Annotated in this window: 17 protein-coding genes; 10 read left to right on the plus strand and 7 right to left on the minus strand. The window is 40.3% G+C overall.

The genetic code is table 11. The annotated features are described in order from the left end of the window. The first annotated feature begins 387 nt into the window (after positions 1 to 387). From V7K15_RS23880 to V7K15_RS23895, 4 genes are all read left to right on the plus strand, one after another. Positions 388 to 543 (plus strand): hypothetical protein, encoded by a 156-nt coding sequence (locus V7K15_RS23880; protein ID WP_334909457.1) that lies wholly within the window; start codon positions 388 to 390, stop codon positions 541 to 543. Between the two features lie 551 nt (positions 544 to 1094). After that, positions 1095 to 2306, plus strand: a complete 1212-nt coding sequence (locus V7K15_RS23885; protein ID WP_334909459.1) for an EAL domain-containing response regulator — start codon at positions 1095 to 1097, stop codon at positions 2304 to 2306. A 393-nt stretch (positions 2307 to 2699) separates the two neighbouring features. After that, entirely contained in the window at positions 2700 to 4043 is a 1344-nt protein-coding gene (locus tag V7K15_RS23890) for a PQQ-dependent sugar dehydrogenase (RefSeq protein WP_334909529.1), read from the plus strand. Between the two features lie 159 nt (positions 4044 to 4202). Continuing rightward, positions 4203 to 4610: a phosphomannose isomerase type II C-terminal cupin domain gene (locus V7K15_RS23895; RefSeq protein WP_334909461.1), complete on the plus strand. Its 408-nt coding sequence runs from the start codon at positions 4203 to 4205 to the stop codon at positions 4608 to 4610. A 90-nt stretch (positions 4611 to 4700) separates the two neighbouring features. On the opposite strand, the gene V7K15_RS23900 is transcribed toward V7K15_RS23895, so the two are convergent. The 7 genes from V7K15_RS23900 to dndE form a co-directional block, all read right to left on the minus strand. Beyond that, complete coding sequence (locus tag V7K15_RS23900; protein WP_334909463.1) at positions 4701 to 5459, minus strand: HEAT repeat domain-containing protein; 759 nt, start codon at positions 5457 to 5459, stop codon at positions 4701 to 4703. A gap of 176 nt (positions 5460 to 5635) precedes the next feature. Beyond that, on the minus strand, positions 5636 to 6148 hold the full coding sequence (locus tag V7K15_RS23905; protein ID WP_334909465.1) for a GNAT family N-acetyltransferase: 513 nt from the start codon (positions 6146 to 6148) through the stop codon (positions 5636 to 5638). Positions 6149 to 6166: 18 nt separating this feature from the next. Then, positions 6167 to 6358: a hypothetical protein gene (locus V7K15_RS23910; RefSeq protein WP_334909467.1), complete on the minus strand. Its 192-nt coding sequence runs from the start codon at positions 6356 to 6358 to the stop codon at positions 6167 to 6169. A gap of 156 nt (positions 6359 to 6514) precedes the next feature. Further along, on the minus strand, positions 6515 to 6922 hold the full coding sequence (locus tag V7K15_RS23915; RefSeq protein WP_334909469.1) for an ABC transporter permease: 408 nt from the start codon (positions 6920 to 6922) through the stop codon (positions 6515 to 6517). Beyond that, entirely contained in the window at positions 6907 to 8208 is a 1302-nt protein-coding gene (locus tag V7K15_RS23920; RefSeq protein WP_334909471.1) for an AmpG family muropeptide MFS transporter, read from the minus strand. Before V7K15_RS23920 ends, V7K15_RS23915 begins: the two co-directional genes overlap by 16 nt. A 143-nt stretch (positions 8209 to 8351) precedes the next feature. Further along, positions 8352 to 9809, minus strand: a complete 1458-nt coding sequence (locus V7K15_RS23925; RefSeq protein ID WP_334909473.1) for a DNA phosphorothioation-associated putative methyltransferase — start codon at positions 9807 to 9809, stop codon at positions 8352 to 8354. Positions 9810 to 9975: 166 nt separating this feature from the next. Continuing rightward, positions 9976 to 10362 (minus strand): DNA sulfur modification protein DndE, encoded by a 387-nt coding sequence (gene dndE / locus V7K15_RS23930; protein WP_334909475.1) that lies wholly within the window; start codon positions 10360 to 10362, stop codon positions 9976 to 9978. Between the two features lie 223 nt (positions 10363 to 10585). On the opposite strand from dndE, the gene V7K15_RS23935 reads away from it, so the two are divergent. The 6 genes from V7K15_RS23935 to brxL all read left to right on the plus strand — a co-directional run bounded on the left by V7K15_RS23935 (position 10586) and on the right by brxL (position 19782). After that, entirely contained in the window at positions 10586 to 11410 is an 825-nt protein-coding gene (locus tag V7K15_RS23935; protein WP_334909477.1) for a hypothetical protein, read from the plus strand. Then, positions 11400 to 11840 (plus strand): hypothetical protein, encoded by a 441-nt coding sequence (locus tag V7K15_RS23940; protein ID WP_334909479.1) that lies wholly within the window; start codon positions 11400 to 11402, stop codon positions 11838 to 11840. The genes V7K15_RS23935 and V7K15_RS23940 overlap by 11 nt, the downstream gene beginning before the upstream one ends. 33 nt (positions 11841 to 11873) lie before the next feature. Continuing rightward, entirely contained in the window at positions 11874 to 15398 is a 3525-nt protein-coding gene (locus V7K15_RS23945) for a hypothetical protein (protein ID WP_334909481.1), read from the plus strand. Between the two features lie 127 nt (positions 15399 to 15525). Further along, entirely contained in the window at positions 15526 to 16146 is a 621-nt protein-coding gene (locus V7K15_RS23950; protein ID WP_334909483.1) for a hypothetical protein, read from the plus strand. Positions 16147 to 16151: 5 nt separating this feature from the next. Then, positions 16152 to 18347, plus strand: a complete 2196-nt coding sequence (locus V7K15_RS23955) for a hypothetical protein (RefSeq protein ID WP_334909485.1) — start codon at positions 16152 to 16154, stop codon at positions 18345 to 18347. After that, positions 18334 to 19782, plus strand: a complete 1449-nt coding sequence (gene brxL / locus V7K15_RS23960; RefSeq protein ID WP_334909487.1) for a BREX system Lon protease-like protein BrxL — start codon at positions 18334 to 18336, stop codon at positions 19780 to 19782. The genes V7K15_RS23955 and brxL overlap by 14 nt, the downstream gene beginning before the upstream one ends. Positions 19783 to 19792 lie beyond the last annotated feature (10 nt).

Raw genomic sequence — 19792 nt, forward strand, 5'->3', positions numbered from 1 at the left:
GTCAGCTAAAGCTACATGAATTGCCCCTGAGTGCGTGTAGTTTCGCGTAAGTCCTAAACACCACAAAAAGGGTATGGAATTTAATCATTCGTAGGTTGGGTAGAACGTAGTGAAACACAACATCAAGTCTGAATATTTCTGAACCCCTTTTACGGTGACGTGTACTTAGTGAAGAGGCAGGGAAAGCAGTGGTAGCAGGGGGAAATAACCAATGCCCCATTCCCCATTTCTAACTAGCTGGATATCAGCTAGTTTGTAATTGTTAACACACTTTTTCTTGTCTTCATAAGCAAAATATTACTACTTATTTTGCGTCAAAATATTGGAAAATATTTAAGTAAGGAGTTTTAGATAACTATTTTTTAATAATAGCTATCGTAAAAATATATGCAAGCCTTACCTCAGATTCTAAGGCTACAATGCTTAGAGTCAATAATTGAGCGATCGCAGCAGATGATTGTGCCGAAAACACCACTATTAGATGCGATGTTTACGACGGACTACGTCGGAGCACTGATGCCAGCACGGGGCAGAGTGTCTTAGGTTCTTCATCTTCGCAGGTAGTGGTGTAATTCCCCAAGCATGATATGGTGATACTTGTAGCTTCAGGAACTAGCTTGAAAACAGCCAAGATTTTTGAAGGTATGCATATCTTGACAATGATATGGAACGTGTCATAATTTTAAAGGATAGGCTCAGTGGTATTACTGTTGCATCAGCAGTTATATCTACTGCCAGTTATAGATAAATAATATCAAGTTGTTAGTCTTGTCAATCCTGAAAGTATTTGTTAAGCACTAGCATAAAAAATAAAGAAAACTACAGCGAATGCTAGTACTGATTCATTTGATGTAGTACATCAGTTTCTCGTTGAGAGACAATTGATAAAGTATAAATACTTATCAGTGGATACTATAGCACTGAGATACACCATAAACCAGCTCGCCTCATTAGAGTTTTTGTGGATACTACATTTTAAAAAATTCTATAAATATCAACCAAGGTTAAATATTTTGTCACAGCTACGTTGGGATTTGGTACAAAGTTTCTTGTCCTTTTTACATTACAAAATAAAATATAAATTGAGGTAAAATATGCCCAGGATTTTAATAATAGAAGATGAAGAAGCCGTTCGTGAAAACCTTTTAGATATGCTAGAAGCAGAGGATTTTGAAACTCTTGCTGCGGCTAATGGCAGAATCGGGTTACATTTGGCTATCACAGAAGTTCCCGATTTAATTCTCTGTGATCTGATGATGCCAGAAATTGACGGTCATGGCGTGCTAAGAGCGTTACGCGAAGATCCATCAACGGCAACAATTCCCTTCATTTTTTTAACTGCCAAATCTGCCAAATCTGACTTCCGTCAAGCTATGGATATGGGTGCAGATGACTATATAACTAAGCCATTCACTCGCGCTGAGTTATTAAGTGCGATCATGAACAGGTTGGAAAGGTACGCTACTTCAAAAAGGTATTTCTCTCATCAGACTGTAATTAACAACTTGTCTCCTCAAATGCATCTGTTAGAAATTAGCTTACATCGGGCTATCAAACAACATAATTTTCAAGAATTTGAAGTTTATTATCAACCAATAGTCGATATTGATTCGGGGAAAATAGTAGCTGTTGAAAGTTTATTGCGCTGGCAAAGTCCAGAATTGGGGATGATTTACCCAACAGAATTTATTCCGTTAGCAGAGTCTACAGGTTTAATTGTTCCAATTGGTAAATGGGTATTAAAAAGGGTCTGTCAACAAATTAAAAGCTGGCGTGATGCCGGAATTTATTCCTTTGTTGTTGCTGTCAATCTGTCAGTAATGGAATTTAATCAACCAGATTTGATTCAGAAAATAGTGAATTTAATAGCTATCAATGATTTGGAACCACATTACTTAGAAATAGAACTAACTGAAAGTATGATTATGCAAGATGTAAATGGGGCGATCGCTACTATGAAAAAATTGCAATCCTTGGGGGTAAAAATTGCGATCGATGATTTTGGTACGCGCTACAATTCTTTAATTAATCTGATAACCTTACCAATTAACACATTAAAAATTGACCGTTCTTTTATCCATAATATTGCTAACGATCCACAGAAATCAGCCATTACTCAAGCATTAATCCAAATGGCTCACAATCTCAATCTAAATGTAGTTGCTGAAGGTGTAGAAACAGAAGCAGAACTGGCTTTTTTGCGCCAACATAACTGTAATTATATGCAAGGTTTTCTATTTAGTCGTCCCTTACCAGCAGCAGAATTTGAAAATTTTTTGTTAACTAAAAAATGCTTATATGTGTAAATAGTTGACAAAATAATTATTAATTCATAATTCATAATTCATAAATTTTAGAATGGGTACAAAGCCAACACGGTCATTTTTAAATTAGTGGTCTTAAAGAGCGTGGAGAGTTCAGAAGCTCAGACGCTCTTTAAATTATCAATTATGAATTACATTGGCGGGATGGGGCACTTATACTGACTTGTACTGAGCGACGTCGTTGGCGCAGCCTCTCGTAGAGAAGTAGCGTTGTCGTTGGCGCAGCCTAAGAAGAGAAGTATTGAAGATTGCGAAGAGAATTTAGTCCCCAGTACCTTATGAGGTTAACTAATCAAGAAAAATCAAACTTTAGACTGGCGACAATTGTTGAGTTTGAAGTCTAAAGTAGGAAAAATGTGTATAGTGTCTACCGCCATGAAAGTCCCTGCGCGTTTCTTGCTGCCTGTTTTGTTACTGACGTTGACAGCAGGCTGTAACCAGACTCGCGCCTCTTCAGATAATCCCACACCACAAACATCTGTACCTTCTGCTCAACAGACACAGAATCCTACACAGCCAAAAAATCTCGTCCGTACTGAAGCACTTTTACCTACAGCTATTCGGATAAATCTAAAGAATTTACCAGCAGCCTTCGCAACAAAAAGTGCCTCTAAGCAACCTAAGATTGTGTCCATTCCGCAAAATCCGGTGCTGCGTGTACCATCAGGCTTTACAGTTAACGTCTTTGCCGAAGGTTTAGATGCCCCACGCTGGCTAGCTTTAACCCCCAGTGGTGATGTGCTGGTTACTGAAACTAGGGAAAATCGCATTCGTCTGTTGCGTGACAGCAACGGCGATGGCATAGCTGATGTCAAAGAAACCTTTGCTAGTGGGGACAACGGCCTCAATAGACCCTTCGGGATGGCTTTTGCAGGTAATTCTTTTTTTCTGGGGAACACAGATGCTGTGGTGCGTTTTCCCTATACTCAAGGTCAAAATAAGATTACAGGTAAGGGGAAAAAAATCGCTGACTTGCCTGCTCAAGGTTATAACAACCATTGGACGCGCAATGTCGTTGTCTCGCCCGATCGCAATAAATTATATGTTTCAGTCGGTTCAGGAAGTAATGTGGATGAAGAACCCCTACCACGGGCTTCGATACAGATAATGAATTTAGATGGTTCCCAGCAGCAGACTTTTGCTTCTGGCTTGCGTAACCCTGTTGGTTTAGACTTTCATCCTCTAACTAAGGAACTTTACGCCACTGTTAACGAACGGGATGGAATCGGTGATGACTTGGTTCCAGACTATCTGACACGGGTTAAACAGGGGGCATTTTATGGCTGGCCTTATGCTTATCTGACACCAAACAACCTCGATCCGCGCCAAAAGACGGGTGACAAAAGTAAACGCCCCGACTTAGTAGCCCGTACCCAAACGCCTGATGTGCTGTTCCAGGCGCACTCAGCAGCATTGGGTTTGCAGTTTTATGATGGTAAAACGTTTCCAAAAAAATACCGTAACGGTGCTTTTGCGGCTTTTCGCGGTTCTTGGAATCGCGATCGCGGCACTGGTTATAAAATTGTATTTGTTCCCTTCGATGCTAAAGGGCGATCGCAAGGCTACTATGAAGATTTTCTCACAGGATTTTTACTAAATCCTTCTGTACCAACCACCTGGGGACGACCTGTTGGCTTACTTGTGTTGCCAGATGGTAGTCTACTACTAACAGAAGAAGCCAATAATCGGATTTATCGGATTCAGTATAGGGGGAGTTAAATAATTCATAATTCATAATTCATAATTCAAAAGTCACAAATTACGAGGTAAAATCCATTACCAGGGGTCAAGTTAGAGCAGTTTAGAATCCACGTACCTTTAGGTACGGGGAGAACATCAATTAAAAATAGTGATAATTATCTAGTTGAGAAATAAGTTATGGCTCAGAATGACAATAATACCCAGTCAAATATCAACGAATTATCTCCACATTCAGGTACACGATATTGGGGTGAGGTGGAGGTGATCGAGGTGGGAGAAACCTATAGAATTAGTCGTGTTGAAATCAAGCCCCGGCACGGCATTAAACCACAAATACATTATCATCGTAATGAACATTGGGTTGTAGTCTCTGGTGTGGCGAAGGTGACTTGTGGCGATACAGAAATATTACTGAATCGGAACGAATCAACTTATGTTCCCGCAGCAACCCTACATAAAGTAGAAAATCCCGGACATATTCCCTTAGTTATTCTGGAAATTCAAAATGGGGAATATTTAGGTGAGGATGATACTGAGCGTCCTTATGACTTAAATTTGCTCAAACCTGTAGCTGAAGGTCAGTAAGTGCTGAGTGCTGAGTGCTGAGTAAAGAATCTTACTTCTTACCTCATAACTTGGAACTCAGAACTGTTTTGCCCAATGCCCAATGCCTAATTAAAACCATCCTTCTTGTTCCAGGGTTTCAATCAACTGTAAGCCACGGGGATCACCCACTCCTAAAAGTGAGGCTTTAGCATCTTCCCGTACTCCCAAATCTTGATCTTCAGCAAAGGCTTGAATTAAGGCATCGATCGCTGTGGCATAAACTACATTAGAAGGTAGTTCGCGGCACAGTTGACCAATTGCCCAAGCACAGTTACTCCTCACTGCTGCCACGGGATCTTGGACTAAGGCTTCAATTAATGGTGGTATTGCCCCGATAACTGCTTCGTAACCCACTTCTGCCATCTGTGCCAAGGCGCTAGCAGCCCATAAACGCACTGCGGAAATGTCGGTTCTTAAGGCATCTGCTAAGGGTGGTAAAGAACGGCGATCGCGACAGTTTCCTAAAGCCCAAACAACACCTTTACGCACATAGCCATTCCAATCACTGTTTAGTTGAGCAATTAACGGACTCACAGCTTCTGAACTGGGATTGCGTCCGATGCCATAGGCTGCACTCACCCGCACTAAGGGGCAGGTATCAGTTAACAGGCGAATCAGATGGGGGGTAGCACGCGCATCTTCTAGATCACAAAAAGCACGCGCCGCTAACATTCGTTGCTGGGGCTGGGGATTTTCTAGCAAGGCTAGCATCACTTCTGGATCAGGCTTCGCAACTTCTGATTCGGCAGTTAGCGGTTCTATTTTATCTAAGGGGCTTTCTAGCTCCTCCTCAACATCGAGTAGGCTTAGATCGTCTTCGTCATACATAATTTCATTTCAATCCCGAAAAGGGATTAACATATACCCCCGCGCCAATAAGTTAAAGCCTTATAAATATTAGTTGCAATATTATACACTTTATTTTCACCCTCGTTGAGTTTTATCCGAAGGAGAACTGCCATAACTTCAGACGCTAAAGTATGTTATCGCTATGCTTTAGTTTATTATTCTGCACTCAGGAATTTTACCATCCAGAGGGATTGGGTTTGATAACCTAACTGATTGTAAAGATTTAATGCGGGTTTGTTAGATTGAAACACTTGTAATCCAATCTGGCGATCGCCTCTTTGAATAGCCCAATTTTCCACATATCCCATCAAAGCTTTACCAATACCCTGTCGCCGATGTTCTGGTACAACATACAGGATAAAGATGTGAGCATGACGGTTGCCATGTACTTGATCTATGGCATTGCCCACCCAGAGACAGGCAATGGGGGGAGAGGGGGATGAGGGAGAATTTTCTCCATTGTCTCCCCCATCTTCCTGACTCGAAAAATTAACCCACCATAAGGGCGTATCACTAGAAAAGTATTGCTTAACTGTTTGCTCTAGGTGGGAAAAATCCTCATTGGGAAAGAGATCCTGGTAAGTTCGCTGCATGAATTTAAGCAGCAGCGATCGATCCAAAGCGGAGCCACGGCGAATAATATACCCAGGTAGTAGTTGCTCAGACACTTCTGATGTTTATTGACGTTAGCTAGCTGAGTGATGTATTGCTGGTGGGAAATCAGTAGGAGTGGGTTGATAACTTACTCCTACCTCTTCAATTGGTGCGGGTGCTGCCATATCGGAGGGTAAAAAGATGCGGGCGCTGACTGCCACTAGGGCAAAGAGAAATACTAATACCGCAAGCAAGGGGGCGATGTACTGACGAAATATAGCCATATTTAGATTGCAAGAAGCTATGAACTTTTATGAGAACCTAGCTGAAGATTTGTGAAGTATTCTTGATTGATTTTAGCGATTTTTTAGGAATGGGGAATGGGGCATTGGAAAAATTCTCTCTTGTCTCCTAACTCCCCACTCCCCACTTCTGAAGTATTATGGGCGATCGCGCTCCAAGTCATCAAGGACTCTCTCGCAATACCAATTTTCCGGCATCCCAGGATAAGTCTGTTTTGCCTGTTCAATTAACCGTTCGGCAGCGGCAGCATCACCGGATAATTTAGCGATTAGCCTATTTTTGAGAAAGCTATTAGATACATCCTCTTCTACCTGGTTTGGTATCCCTTCATTTATAGTTGATGGCCGGGACTGCTGTCTCCGCAACTGCCAAAATAAAACGTAATAAAGTGTACCAAAAATTAAAATTAGGCTGAGTGTTCCGAAAAAAGTCAGGAGGTTAAATGCTAGAAATCCCAGAACTAACTGCGAGAGAACATAGCCAAGTAATAAACCAGTGAGTAAGAGAATAAATGTACCGACAGAAATAACTACTTGATTCCCCATATATCCTCTTCTTCGTCCTCAAGTCCTGGTCTGGATAATACTAGCACTGGCTTTTGATTCCAAGGGGCAAAGAATGGCAATAATAGTAATCCGGGTAAAGCAGCGATTGCTGTCAATAGAAAAAATGTAGACCAGCCCGTGGCTTGTGCCCATGTACCGGCTGGAGCCGTGAGAATATCTCTACTAAAAGCCTGCAAACTCGAAAGTAAGGCGTACTGTGTAGCTGAAAAGCTTTGATTACAAAGACTCATCAAAAATGCTACAAAAGCGGCTGTTTCTAGACCAGCGCAGAATTGTTCTATATTAACGGCAGCTAACATTAGATAGAAGTTTTTACCGACTACTGCCAACGCAAAGAAAGCCAAGTTGCCAACAGCTTGCAATATGGCGAATATCCAGAGCGATCGATTAACACCAATTTTGGTCATTACTGCTCCTGCTGCCAAGGTGCCAACAATAGTAGCGAAAATTCCCAATGCACCAGGAAATGCTATGTCGGTTTGAGTGAAATGTAAGCCTTTATCTAACAAAAATGGGGTGGATACATTCTTGAGTAAAGAATCCCCTAACTTGTAGATCACAATGAATATCAGGATTAAAACTGCTTGTAGCCAGCCATGACGCTGGAAAAATTCAATGAAGGGTAATTTGACTGCGGCTCCTAAAGTCTGAGGTGGGCGATCGCGTAGGACTGGTTCTGGTGCAAAAATAGAACTTACCACACCTACGAGCATCAACAGCGACATCAACAAGTAAACGGCTTGCCAAGGCATTCTGTCTGCTAAAAATAGGGTGACGTAACCGGTTACTAGAATAGCAATGCGATAACCCAATAAGTAAATAGATGCTCCAGCACCTCTTTCTTCTACTTCCACTACATCAGTACGGTAAGCATCTACTAAAATGTCTTGGCTGGCGCTAAAAAAAGCAACGGCTATTGCAGCAATTATTAAAGGTTGTAGCCCTTGGGATGGGTTTTGTAGAGCCATTGCAGCTATACTTAACAGTAATGCTACTTGTGTAATTACCATCCAACCTCGACGCCGCCCCAAAAAAGGCGGTACAAATCTATCTAGTAAAGGCGACCAGAGAAATTTTAAAGAATAGGGCAGTTTTACTAAACTAAAAGCGGCGATCGCTGCCAAGCTAATTCCTTCTTTGGTCAACCATGCTTGTAATGTTTGACTGGTTAAATATAACGGCAACCCTGATGAAAACCCCAAAAATAACAAAGCTCCGATCTTTGGGCTGCCAAAAATTCGTAGCAGCGATTTATTTACTTCCACAATCTTGAAGATTCCTTTTTATCTAATTGAATTGCAGTTATCTTGCCATAGCTGCGGTCTAATTTCGTGTAAGCACACAAACCTGCTAAGATTTTCTTTATTTAAGATACATATCAGTAATGCTCTAACAGTGTGATTATTCCTTAATTTTCCTTAATTGAATAAACCTGATGCCCCCTGATTCCTACCCCGTGTGCAGCAAGGCATTTTTCCCAACCTTCTCGCGTACCGATATCGCTTTTTTGGTTAAGCAATCCTAATTCCTGTTCTTGTTGGGTGAGTTGAGCAAATTTTTCGTAACCAGGGTAGCTGCTGGTAACAAATGTTTCTTTACGGTGCAAAATCGGTGGATTTGCTCTAGTTTCGTAGTCTCGATGAGTGACGACTAGGGTTTTTAAATCAATACCTATGCTGGCTTTTAACGCCGGGTGGGGATCAGTGTCGAACTCAGGGTAACACAGATAGGATATTTGCGGCTTATCAGTGTGATATTTGATCAATGTGGCTTCATCTACACGCCCAATGGTACGGCTAGCGCAACCTTCACAAATTCGCAGTAAGGGATCAAGTGCTGCTAGTGCCGAAACATGGACGTAAAGCGCACCGCGCGTATGTTTACCAATTTTGCTTTTTTCGCACGCAGTTTGAATCACCCCAGGTTTACCTAAGCTGAAAAGTTTTTGGTCAGCTACTTGACAAGCTTCCTCGTAGCTACTAAAAAAGGCTTTGATATCGTGACGCATTTCTGCTGCTAACTTTTGCCATGCCGGGCGTTGATCAAAATGGGTGAGGGCGAGATAAACTTGAATATCTAGAGAACGACGGTAAGCGATCGCATCCCATTCTGCTTCGTCAGTAGCTTGTAAAACTACACCAAAGGCACGGCGAAAATTACCAAATTCGCTCAGTAATTCCGGTTCATTTTCCAATTCGCCTTTCACAGGTAGTCTACCGCGCTTGGTAAAAAAAGCCATGAGTGGTTGCAACTGTTCTTGATAATCTTCAAACCGCTTGATGGGGATGCGGACTCGTGGTGTAGAGGTGGTAGAAAAGAAGCGGATAGCTTTGTAACTTTCTTTTTCCGCTTCATCTCGAAAAATAAAGTATACGCCTAGTGCGATCGGTATTGCATCGACATTTAGCACTTCATCAATATAAGTTTTGAGTTCTTCTTGTTCGTAATATTTCTGAAAAGTATTGCGGCGCGTCACAATGCCATCATTGTAAGCAAGTTGGGTTTTGCTGGGTGCGTTAATCAGTATTTGAGCCGCGACAATTAAAACTTTCCCGGTGAGTTCCCAAGCTTGGATTAGGCTTTGACGGCGTTCCTCTGGATCTTCAATGACGTTGAGAACGTAGCCCAAGTTGACCACATCGGCGGCGGTGCGTGGTACATCAGGATAGTAGTAAGGGTCCCAGCCTGCGCTGGTGTAGCCTAAATTTCCGACTCGCTCAACATCACCACCGTAGCCGCAACCGTAATCAAAAAAAGTGGTGTCTTGATTTAAGATTGCCCATTCTATTGCCAATCGTACAGGGCGGGATAGGTCAGTGCGAGCGATCGCAGCTCTATGACGCTCAATTTCTAGCGCTTCAGGCATGATACTAATTCGTAATTCGTAATTCGTAATGACGCTCTCTACGAGACGCTAAAAGCGTAGCTTGCAACTCTTACAGAGTACGCGGACTCGCTACCGCTACGCTAACGTAATTCGTAATTAAGAATTTAAATTACGAATTGCATAGTATTAGTTACGAATTATTTTGTCAATCTTTGACCGCAAGTTCAATTAAATCTTCAATTTTCTTGATATTTGGATCGCCTGCTAAGTAGCCAATACCGCGATGTAAATGCAGGCGGAATTGGGTGGCGAGGGTTTCTTTGTCGGTGGGATAGCCGTCATTATGACAGCGTTGCTTGAGGGCGAGAAGCAGAATATCGGACATTTCGCCGCCAAAGACGCGCCAAGTCATTTCGACATTGCTATCTTGGGGAATTGGGACGGGGGAGGGTGTGGTTGCTTCTGCAAGGGAACGACAAAACGCCCAACGACATAGGATATTCCATTGGTCAATTTTGGTACTGCGTCTGAGTTTGGTAAGTTGGTCTTTGGCTGTTTGGGAGAGTTTTATTCTTTCGATTGGGGATTCCATGATGAAAGGTTAAAAGATTACTCTACATTATGCTTTCACATAATTAACAATAGTTAACAGCTTGTTATTAATTTGGTATAATATGCATTTAGGCATATAAATAGAATAGTTTGATTTATTCTCGCCGACTTACTTAAATATCTTAATACATATTTTTTGAACGTTTTTTTAGCTAAGAAGAGTAAAAAAAATGGAAAATTATTTTTTATTTTGAAAGGATATTATGGCTAAATTGCAATTACATTTTAATGGTTATTTTGCGCTAAAAAAAGACGAAATAAGTAGAATTCTTCATGCTGCTGCCCAAGATAAAGGATTAAATGATAGCTTGCCCAATTTGATGGAGAAAACAAGTTTAGGTAATGGCAAAGTAGGACGAGTAAAAAGTTGGGCAGTACGTGCAGGGTTAATTAAGAATAATCGTCCCAGTCCAGAAGGGGAAATTGTTTTGCGACTAGACCCTAGTTTGGAGTCAAATATTACAGACTGGTTGATGCACTTTTATTTAAGTTTTGGCGATCGCGGTCTAAAACCAACACCAGAGAATCCTGCTGATTGGGGTGGATGGTCTTACTTTATATATACATTTTTACCTCATTATAGTAAATTTACGAGTGAAGAATTGCTCTATCACAGTGCGTCAATATTTGAAGAAGAAAGTAAAGTGATTGCTGACAGAATTAAATTTATCTTAAGAGCATACACTGAGTTCACTGCTTTAGCATCCTGCAAGTTTGTCACCCAAGAAAAGGATAAATATATTAGTGGATATGCCCATTTACCTAACTCTTATCTATTAGGATACTTTTTGGCAAAGCTGTGGGAACGTGACTTTAAGGGCGAAGGTTCGGTTCTCACTGAGTCTATTTTGAACGAGAAAATGGGACTTGCTGCCGTACTGGGGGTAAAAGCAGAGACTTTACAAGAACAGCTAAATGCACTAGAAGCTTACGGCATCATCGAACAGCGACGGGCAGTACCTCCTTTTCAAGTGATTCCGCGCTGGGATGAACCCTTGCTACTGCTAGAGAAGGCGTATGACAGATAAAGATTACTTGCTGCTGGGAGATGCCAGACCCGATGACCGAATTCATCTGCTACTTTGGGACACACCTGATGAAAATGAACTAGTACGTATCGCTCATTACAATAACGCCCATCGGGTCAATTACCGAAAAAATTTGCTACAACGGATTCATCCGGGAGAAAGTTTTCTTGCTCTTCATCACAATTTAGATATCGAACTAAGTGCCATTAAGTCAATGTGTTCTGGGGTTAGCAAACAGATTGTTTTACTCGAAGGGTTAGATTGTCTGATTACCTATCTGCAAGTTACATCTGGCAGTCGCATCACCCTTTTCTGGAAACAACTGGAAGAGACTCGCAAGCTAGAAAGACTTTTATGGATACTGCTACCCCAGCAATTAGCGCCTAAAAATTGGTTGCCAGAGCGAATTAAGCGTATTCCTTCAGGATAATCATCCTTTTGCATTTGCCATTTTAAATTTACTATGCTCCTCAACCAACTTATTGAAATCAACGAAAAGGGTAGTATTGCCAGTTCTGTAAACTTTGGCATGATGGATAATTCAGAGAAGAATTTATCTTTATGCGAAAGTTTTATCTTTAACTACGACCCAACAAAACCTGAGTCATCGACAGTTGGTATTTTGGATGCGGTGCGGCGTAGCTATCATAGTGCAAATCAGCCGAACATCCATTTGATGATTCAACAATATGGTAAGGGCAAGTCGCACTTTGCGATCGCGATCGCAAACTTTTTCCAAAAATCCTTCCACAGTCAGGAAGTGCAAGGGATTTTGTCACAATTAGAAAAGGCGACATCTGCGAAAAGTCAAGCTATCTCTGAAGGATTGAAGCTTTTTAAACAAAATCGACCCCACCAACATTTAGTTATCTGTCTTAGTGGTGACATAGGCGGCGACATTAGAAAGCAATTTTTGCAACAGCTCGTCAAAAGTCTTGAAGCAGAAGGTATTCAGGATTCTTTGGCACAACATATATGCAGCGAACCCCTACGCTACTTGGAAAGTTTGAATCCAGAGGATAGGGCAAAAGCAGAGAAATATCTGCAAAGCATTGGCAATTCTGATGCTAATTTAAATTCTCTGATTCGCTTACTCAGAGAAAATAACCCTAGCGTTATATCTACTGTTAAAAAACTTGCCTTTCAAATCACGGGATTTACTCCTGATTTTACTGCCGATATAAATATTCAAGCAATTCTAGAAGAACTGATAAAAAATTATTGTACTGGTGAAAATGCCCACTACCAAGGGATTTTAATTTTATTTGATGAGCTAAACCAATATCTGAAGGCTTGGGCAGCAGATGATATTGGTGCTGGAGGTACGGCACTGCAAAATATTACCAATATTTGCGAAAATTACAAAGGTAAAATCGCTCTATTAAGTTTCACCCAAATTCATCCCGGTCAAGGAGTTGGGATTTCTGCCAATGTAATATCAGAATACCAAAAGATTGCAACTCGCCTAGCACCAAAAGATGGAACTACTTACAACCCCGCTTCTAGCTTAGAACTAGTTATAGAGAACTTATTGCTGCCAAAAAGTAACGCAATTTGGCAAACATTTCGTTCTAAATGGGATAACACTCTGAGGAGAGAAGCTGAAACAGCTTATGAGCGAAGAATTAAAATTTATAGAGAAAAAGGCTGGTCTTTTCAAGAATTTTATACTCACTTATCTGAGGGTTGTTTTCCCCTCCATCCTCTGACGGCATATCTACTGTGCAACCTTGATTTTACCCAAGACCGGACTGCTATCCAGTTTATAAAAGGCTATGTCAAAAATTTTATCGCAACTCAACCTGTAGAAAATGCTGGAAAACCCAATTATATCTATCCCATTGCTTTAGTAGATACCTTTCTGGAGAACTTTTCTAACTATCCTGTTTATACTCAATATAAAAAAGCTGTAGATTTAGTTGTAGGTGCTGATGATGCAGATGAATTAATTGCTGTCAAAGCTTTATTTTTATATGAAGTTAGTGGAGAAAAACTTACCAAGCCTGACCGGGAAGATCATCAAGAGATTTTACTAGCTTTGACAGGTTTATCTAAATCTAAACTCCAGGTAGCGCTAGATAAATTAGAAAAGGAGAGAGATTTAATTTACCATCGACCAGAGGTTAAACTTTACCGTTTCTGGGAAGGAATTAATCCAAAAGGTATTCAAGAAGAAATTGAGGAGAAAATTAAATCACAAATAACATCAATTAATGATGTTATTACTTATTGTGATGAAATTAAGATTTTTAACCAAGATCCATCTAATAATACAATTACTGCTAATACAATTATTGCTAAAAAGTTTGTCGAGGATAACAAATTAGAGAGTGGAGACTGGCAGTTTGAGCGCAAGATATATAGTATTGATAAATTCATTAACGCGCTAGATAACAATCGTATTCTGAAAGATACCAAAGAGAAGGGAATTTTAGCTTATGTTCTTGCAGAAACTCAAGAAGAGTTACAAGAGTTTCGTAATACTGTAGCTAATTATTTGTCTAAATCATCACTTAAGAATCGTATCGCTGTCGCAATTACTACAGAAGAAGCAGGGAATTTAGCACGGTTAATTTTACAAATAAAAGTTCTAGAAAAAACAGATAATGCCGATAAAAGGCTATTAGGGAAAGCTTATCAAGAACAGCTTCAGCGTTTGTCAAAAGAGGTGAACACACGGTTAACTAATCTATTAAAAAATTGCACTTATCATTGTGTGGGAATTGAAAAAATTCCACCAGCAGAACAAAAAGAAGCTCAAAGGGTAATCAGTGTACTTCTACAAGATTTGTATCCCTTTGTTCCTCCTGTGGATAAAATTGATAAAATGCGTTCAGGTCATCTGACAGGCAGAAAAATTGTAAGATGGACTGCAACACAAATCTTTATAGAAAATAGTTTCAGTCAAAATCTGCCTGACGGTTCTTACTTTAGTGTCATTGAGCAGATTTTTGTCAAGTTGTGGGGTCTATTTAAGAGAACATCTGATAAATATATTGTTCAAGAACCAACTCATGAAAAAATCCGCGCTGCTTGGGATAAAATTTCCGAGATAACTGAATTAGAAGGATTACCACAAAAGATTGTTGGCTTAGAAGAAATTTGGCAAGTACTTTCTGCCCCACCTTTTGGTTATAGCGAGTATAACTTTACCATGTTGCTAGCAGGATGGTTGGCAATCCACCGCAAAGAAGTTATTTTACGAGGACGCATCAAACTTACTACGAAAAAAGGAGAGTCTGTTTCTATAGAGAGTAAGTCTGTGCAAAATTGGGGCAACACTGATATTCTTCAAAACCCCACAGCATTTGTTGACGACTGGATTGTTAAACAAAAGTCTAAACTGATTCGTCGCCAACAAACAGAAATGCCGATTCCGGCATCGCTAATAAACTATTATGATCAGGCACAGCAGTATCTAGAGGTCGTTACTGCTTTTTTAGAGTCTAATGAACCGGATGAGTTAGAAAAAGAAGAATTAACTAAGAATAGAAAACAGATGAGTGCTGCGGTTGCTGAAATTGACAAGTGGTTCCAACCAGTGCAAGCTGTGGAAAACTTACCTTGTGAGGCACAATTGGCAGCACTGTTACCACTTTACCCGCAACTGCTGAAGCGATCGCCAAACACCTCAATTTTACCAACAGAACAACAACGCGATCGCTTCTCTCAAGCATTGCAAACTGTTAGTAATAAAATTGACCAACTTGTAGCAGCAGAAAGCAAGCGTGCTGAGTCACTATCTACCGAACAAGCTTGTAGTGCTTATCAAATAGAAATTCAAGGAATTATTGACCAGATTAATCAGATTGCAGATTTGCCTCCCCACCTAATTGAGAGTTTGCAAAATACCTTCCGTACCAGCAACATCAGATTAACAGACATCAGGCAGCAGGCAGAAGCAGGACAAAAGCAAGCCGATGATACACAAATCATGCTGAATATTCGCAATTCTGCCACAAAAGTCAAAACTATTCATCATTGTTAGTCGTCAGTTTAATATCTACAATGCTGACCGCTTTCAAGAAATAATTACTCAGTTAGAAGTCAATTTTCGGCAGAAAATCCAAGAATATACTGTTGAACTACAAGAATGTAAGCATAATCTAGAGCATTTGACAACAGTAGAAGATGCACAAAGACTCCAAAAAGAGTTACTGAAAAAGTCGCATCGTTACTCACGCTCTGAAATAGAAACAGAGTACGAAGCAATTATCTCAGAACTGGCACAACTAATTGAGTTATTGCAGATAGCCGAGTCAACAAAGCTAGAGACTTTGGAAACTTGTCAAACTCAGTTAGAGAGACTACGAGATTGGCAAAATAAGACTGAAGGACTGAGAGAAAAATTTAGCGATCGCCTTCACTCACTTCGTACAGAAATACAACAAAAACAATCACAAATTCTCCAGAAAGAACAAGCTGTTGCCCAACAATGGGTTAAAGATTTAGAAAATAGTTGCACTGAAATAAACCAATTATCAGATGATACAGAAAAACTCGAAACTGCAAACAATTTACTGGAGCAAATTCAAGCTGAAAAAATTGATTATATTAACTTGCTTGATATCCCAGAAACTCAGTTATTAGAAAATATAGAGCGTCAATGTATTGAAGAACGGGATAAAGATACAGCTAATCAAATTTTCGTGCTGTTCCAGCAACTTGCTTATTTACAGCAACAAAATGTTTACGAGAAGTTAGGGCAAATGCTTTCAGAAAAGACGGAGGAATAATAGGGATGAACGATAAACATATCATACTAGACCCTACCGGACTGTACGATATTCCCTCCGGCTATATTCCTGTCACCACAGAGGTAGAATGGATACAGTTTTTTGGTGTTAGTGCTGCTCCCTGCTGGGTAAAAGGTGAGCGATTATGCGAATGGGCAAAAACTTGGCTACGAGCATGGAATAAGACTGAGGAAATCGCGGAAATTAAGCAACATCCCCGCGACAAACTAGCACAATTGTTTGATACTGTACCCTTACCACATGACTGGACTGACGAGCAATTACTTATTTTCGCTAACAAGTTAAATACTTATCCCCAAGACAATCCCATTGCTCACTTTTTGGCAAACAATATCACTGATAGTAATAGACAAATATGGTTTACTCAACCTTCTAATTCCCATCTTGCAGCTTGGTTAGCAATTATAGTTCCACAAGAATACAAACCTTTTGAGGGAGTCTGGCAGCAGCAGTTTAAGGAACATGAGTTAGCAACTTACTACCAGACTGAAGATAAATTATTACTTTTGCGTCGCTGGTTAGGCATAACAGAACCAGTTTTGAACGACATCGGCAAGTATCCCTTGCCAGTTCCCGACTTACTCACCGAAGAGTTTGATCGCTACTGGGAACAACTCATCTCGCGCACCGAAGGCAAAGTTCTCGATACCCTAAAGCCTACTAACCAAGTAGATATGGAGCGAATTGCCAATTGTGCTTACAAAGTTTTCGGCAATCGACCTAACTGGATTAATCGGGCAAGGGAAGCCAAAGTTACCCCATATCTTAACTATCAGCAACAGCAAGAATTAAACCTTAACAAACGTCCACCCGAACCCCAACCCCTAGCTTTAGATGCTACTCCCCAGCAAGCTTTAGCTTGGGCAACAAAAGATTACCTACCGTTCCGTCGCTGGGAAGTCATCAAGCAATCTGCTGCTGTACCAAAAATTAGTGAGAGTTTGGCGGATAGCTTTGTCAAGTGGATACTCCAGCACTATCCCCAGATGCAGGTAGACTCAGTAGAAAATTCCTACCTCAACTACAACGTTGCCTCAAGAGTGCAAAATCTTTGCCAAGAAAGTCCTGTTTTTTGGGTTGTGGTTGATGGCTTGGGATGGTTAGATCACTTAGAACTGTTATCTTTACTAACAAACAATTATAAACTGGCTTTAGAAACTGCGATCGCACCTTACTTTAGCATCCTGCCCACTAAAACAGAATATGCTAAATGGAGCTTATATGCTCAACTTTTGCCTAATGATTCTGCTTGGGTTGCTGATGCTGGTAAAGCTTTTGTAAAAATGGGTGTAGGCAAACGTTATACAGATGGACAAGTTGACAAACTCTACAGCGCTTTAAAAAAAAAGACACATCAGTTGTATTGCTGGGATACAGATGAGTTCGATAGTCTTTATCACAGTCAAAAAGACTGGCAAAGCTTTTATGAACTTGACCGTCCCCTCACCCTACAAAGTATTGCCAGGAAAATTGATTACTGTTTGCAACAATACCCTAACCGGGAAGCACTGAAAATCGTCATTGCCAGTGACCACGGTCAGATGATGGGTACTTCTGAAAAAATTACTGACTGTCCTCCAGGACTGGAACCCAAGGGGAGGATGGCGATTGGTAAAACTGATGATAGCAGGTTTGTGGTTTTGTCAGGCGATCGCTACAGTCTTCCCCATGACATTAGTATTGTCAAAGGCTCCGCTAGCTTAAGTTCTTTCAGCTACACTAGCAATAAAAAAATTATCGGTTCTCACGGAGGGCTATTTCCTGAAGAAGTTGTAGTTGGTGTATCTGTGCTGCGAAAATCTATCCAACGCCATCCTGTGTCAGCTTTCTGCTTGGGTGAAGGTAAACCCAAGCAATCAGCAGAACTGGAAATTACTATCGATAATCCCAACTCAGTACCGCTAACAAATCTTTGTCTATATATTCAGGAATTGCCCTCTTTTCAAGCAGGAAAATTATTAGCACAGGAAATTCCAGCTAATCAGCGCTATAGTTTCAAAATAATAATTCCCGAAGTACCAGAATTAGCACCAAATCAAGAAAATGACTTATTCCTATCTGGTGAATTAACCTTTCGATTTGCCGATGCTGAAAATGCAAATGCTGCCCTAGTTATAGAATCGAAAATTATTATCAAGCAAATATTTAGTAGTGGATTTAATATAGATGAATTCTTATAAAGAAATAACCTACAATAACGATTTAGTTCATGAAGTTTTTGGCCATCTCTGTATTGATAAAACTAGATTACCATCCAGTGGACTCAGTTCTATTGGTTTACCTAGCTTTGTTGCTGAATGGCTGCTAGATAAAATTGTCCCTGGTTCGGGAACACTCACATCTATAGAATTAGAAAAAGTTAATAACTTTATTAAAAAAGCATTTCCCCGTAAAGATGACCGCAACGAAATTATTTTTGACTTGACTCAAGGTGAAATACGAAAACTCATCGCCCTGATGCAGGTACGTATCAAATTAGAACAGGGAGGACGAGTAATTCCTGAACCATTGGCACAAATTCCGGCTCTGAATTTAACTGAATGCAGCATTGCTACTGATATTGTAGAACGCTATAAAATACTTTTGCGCCAAGGAATTTGGGGCAAAATTACTTTAGCTATGCTTCCCGATGGTAAAGTGGAAGTGATGGATTTTGAACCATTTCAATGTTCGCAAGTTGACTTGCAAAGTTATGCCGAATGTCGGGGAAGATTCAATACACAACAATGGCGAGATTTAATATTTTGCTCAATGGGTTTTAACCCCCAGCATCCCAGTTATGACCAGGAAGCAAAAACATGGATATTGGCTAGGTTACTATCATTAGTAGAACCTAATTATCATGTAATAGAACTAGCTCCTAAAGGCACTGGTAAAAGCTTCTTTTTTGAAAATATCAGTAGCAAAGTTAGCTTAATTAGTGGTGGTAAAGTTACTCCCGCCCAATTGTTTATCAACGGTAGAACTAAAGAAGTTGGTTTACTCGGTCGTCATCAAGTTGTGGTTCTAGATGAAGTTCAAAGTTTAACATTCGATAATCCTGAAGAGGTCATTGGGCCACTGAAAAATTATCTTGCTAGCGGTCGTTATAATCGCTCTGGTTTTGCAGATATTTCTAGTGATTGTGGGTTAGTGATGCTGGCAAATATTGAATTAGATGAGCAATTACAACCACGCAATGAAGATAATTTAATGGCTAACCTGCCAAAGTTTTTTACTGAGACTGCATTATTAGACCGATTATCTGGGATTATCCCTGGTTGGAAAATTCCCAAGTTTCAAAGAGAAATGGTAGCTTCTCAAGTTGGTTTAAAAATGGATTTCTTTGGTGAAGCCTTGCTATCTCTACGCCAAGATAATCGCTTCATGTCCTACGCACAGCAGCATACTCACTTTGAAAAGAATGTTACGATTCGTGACCAAAATGCCATTCTCAAATCAGCATCAGGTTTTCTGAAAATTCTCTATCCCCATTTAGAATTAACATTAATGGACTACGAGGATGATTGTCTAAAACCTGCTTGTAAACTGCGCCAAGCTATCCGAAATTCACTATATTATCTTGATGATGAATTCAGGCAGCTTGGTAGAGAAATTCATGTAGAAGCAAAGTAACAGTCAATAT

Source organism: Nostoc sp., from assembly GCF_036919815.1.
GTDB lineage: Bacteria > Cyanobacteriota > Cyanobacteriia > Cyanobacteriales > Nostocaceae > Nostoc.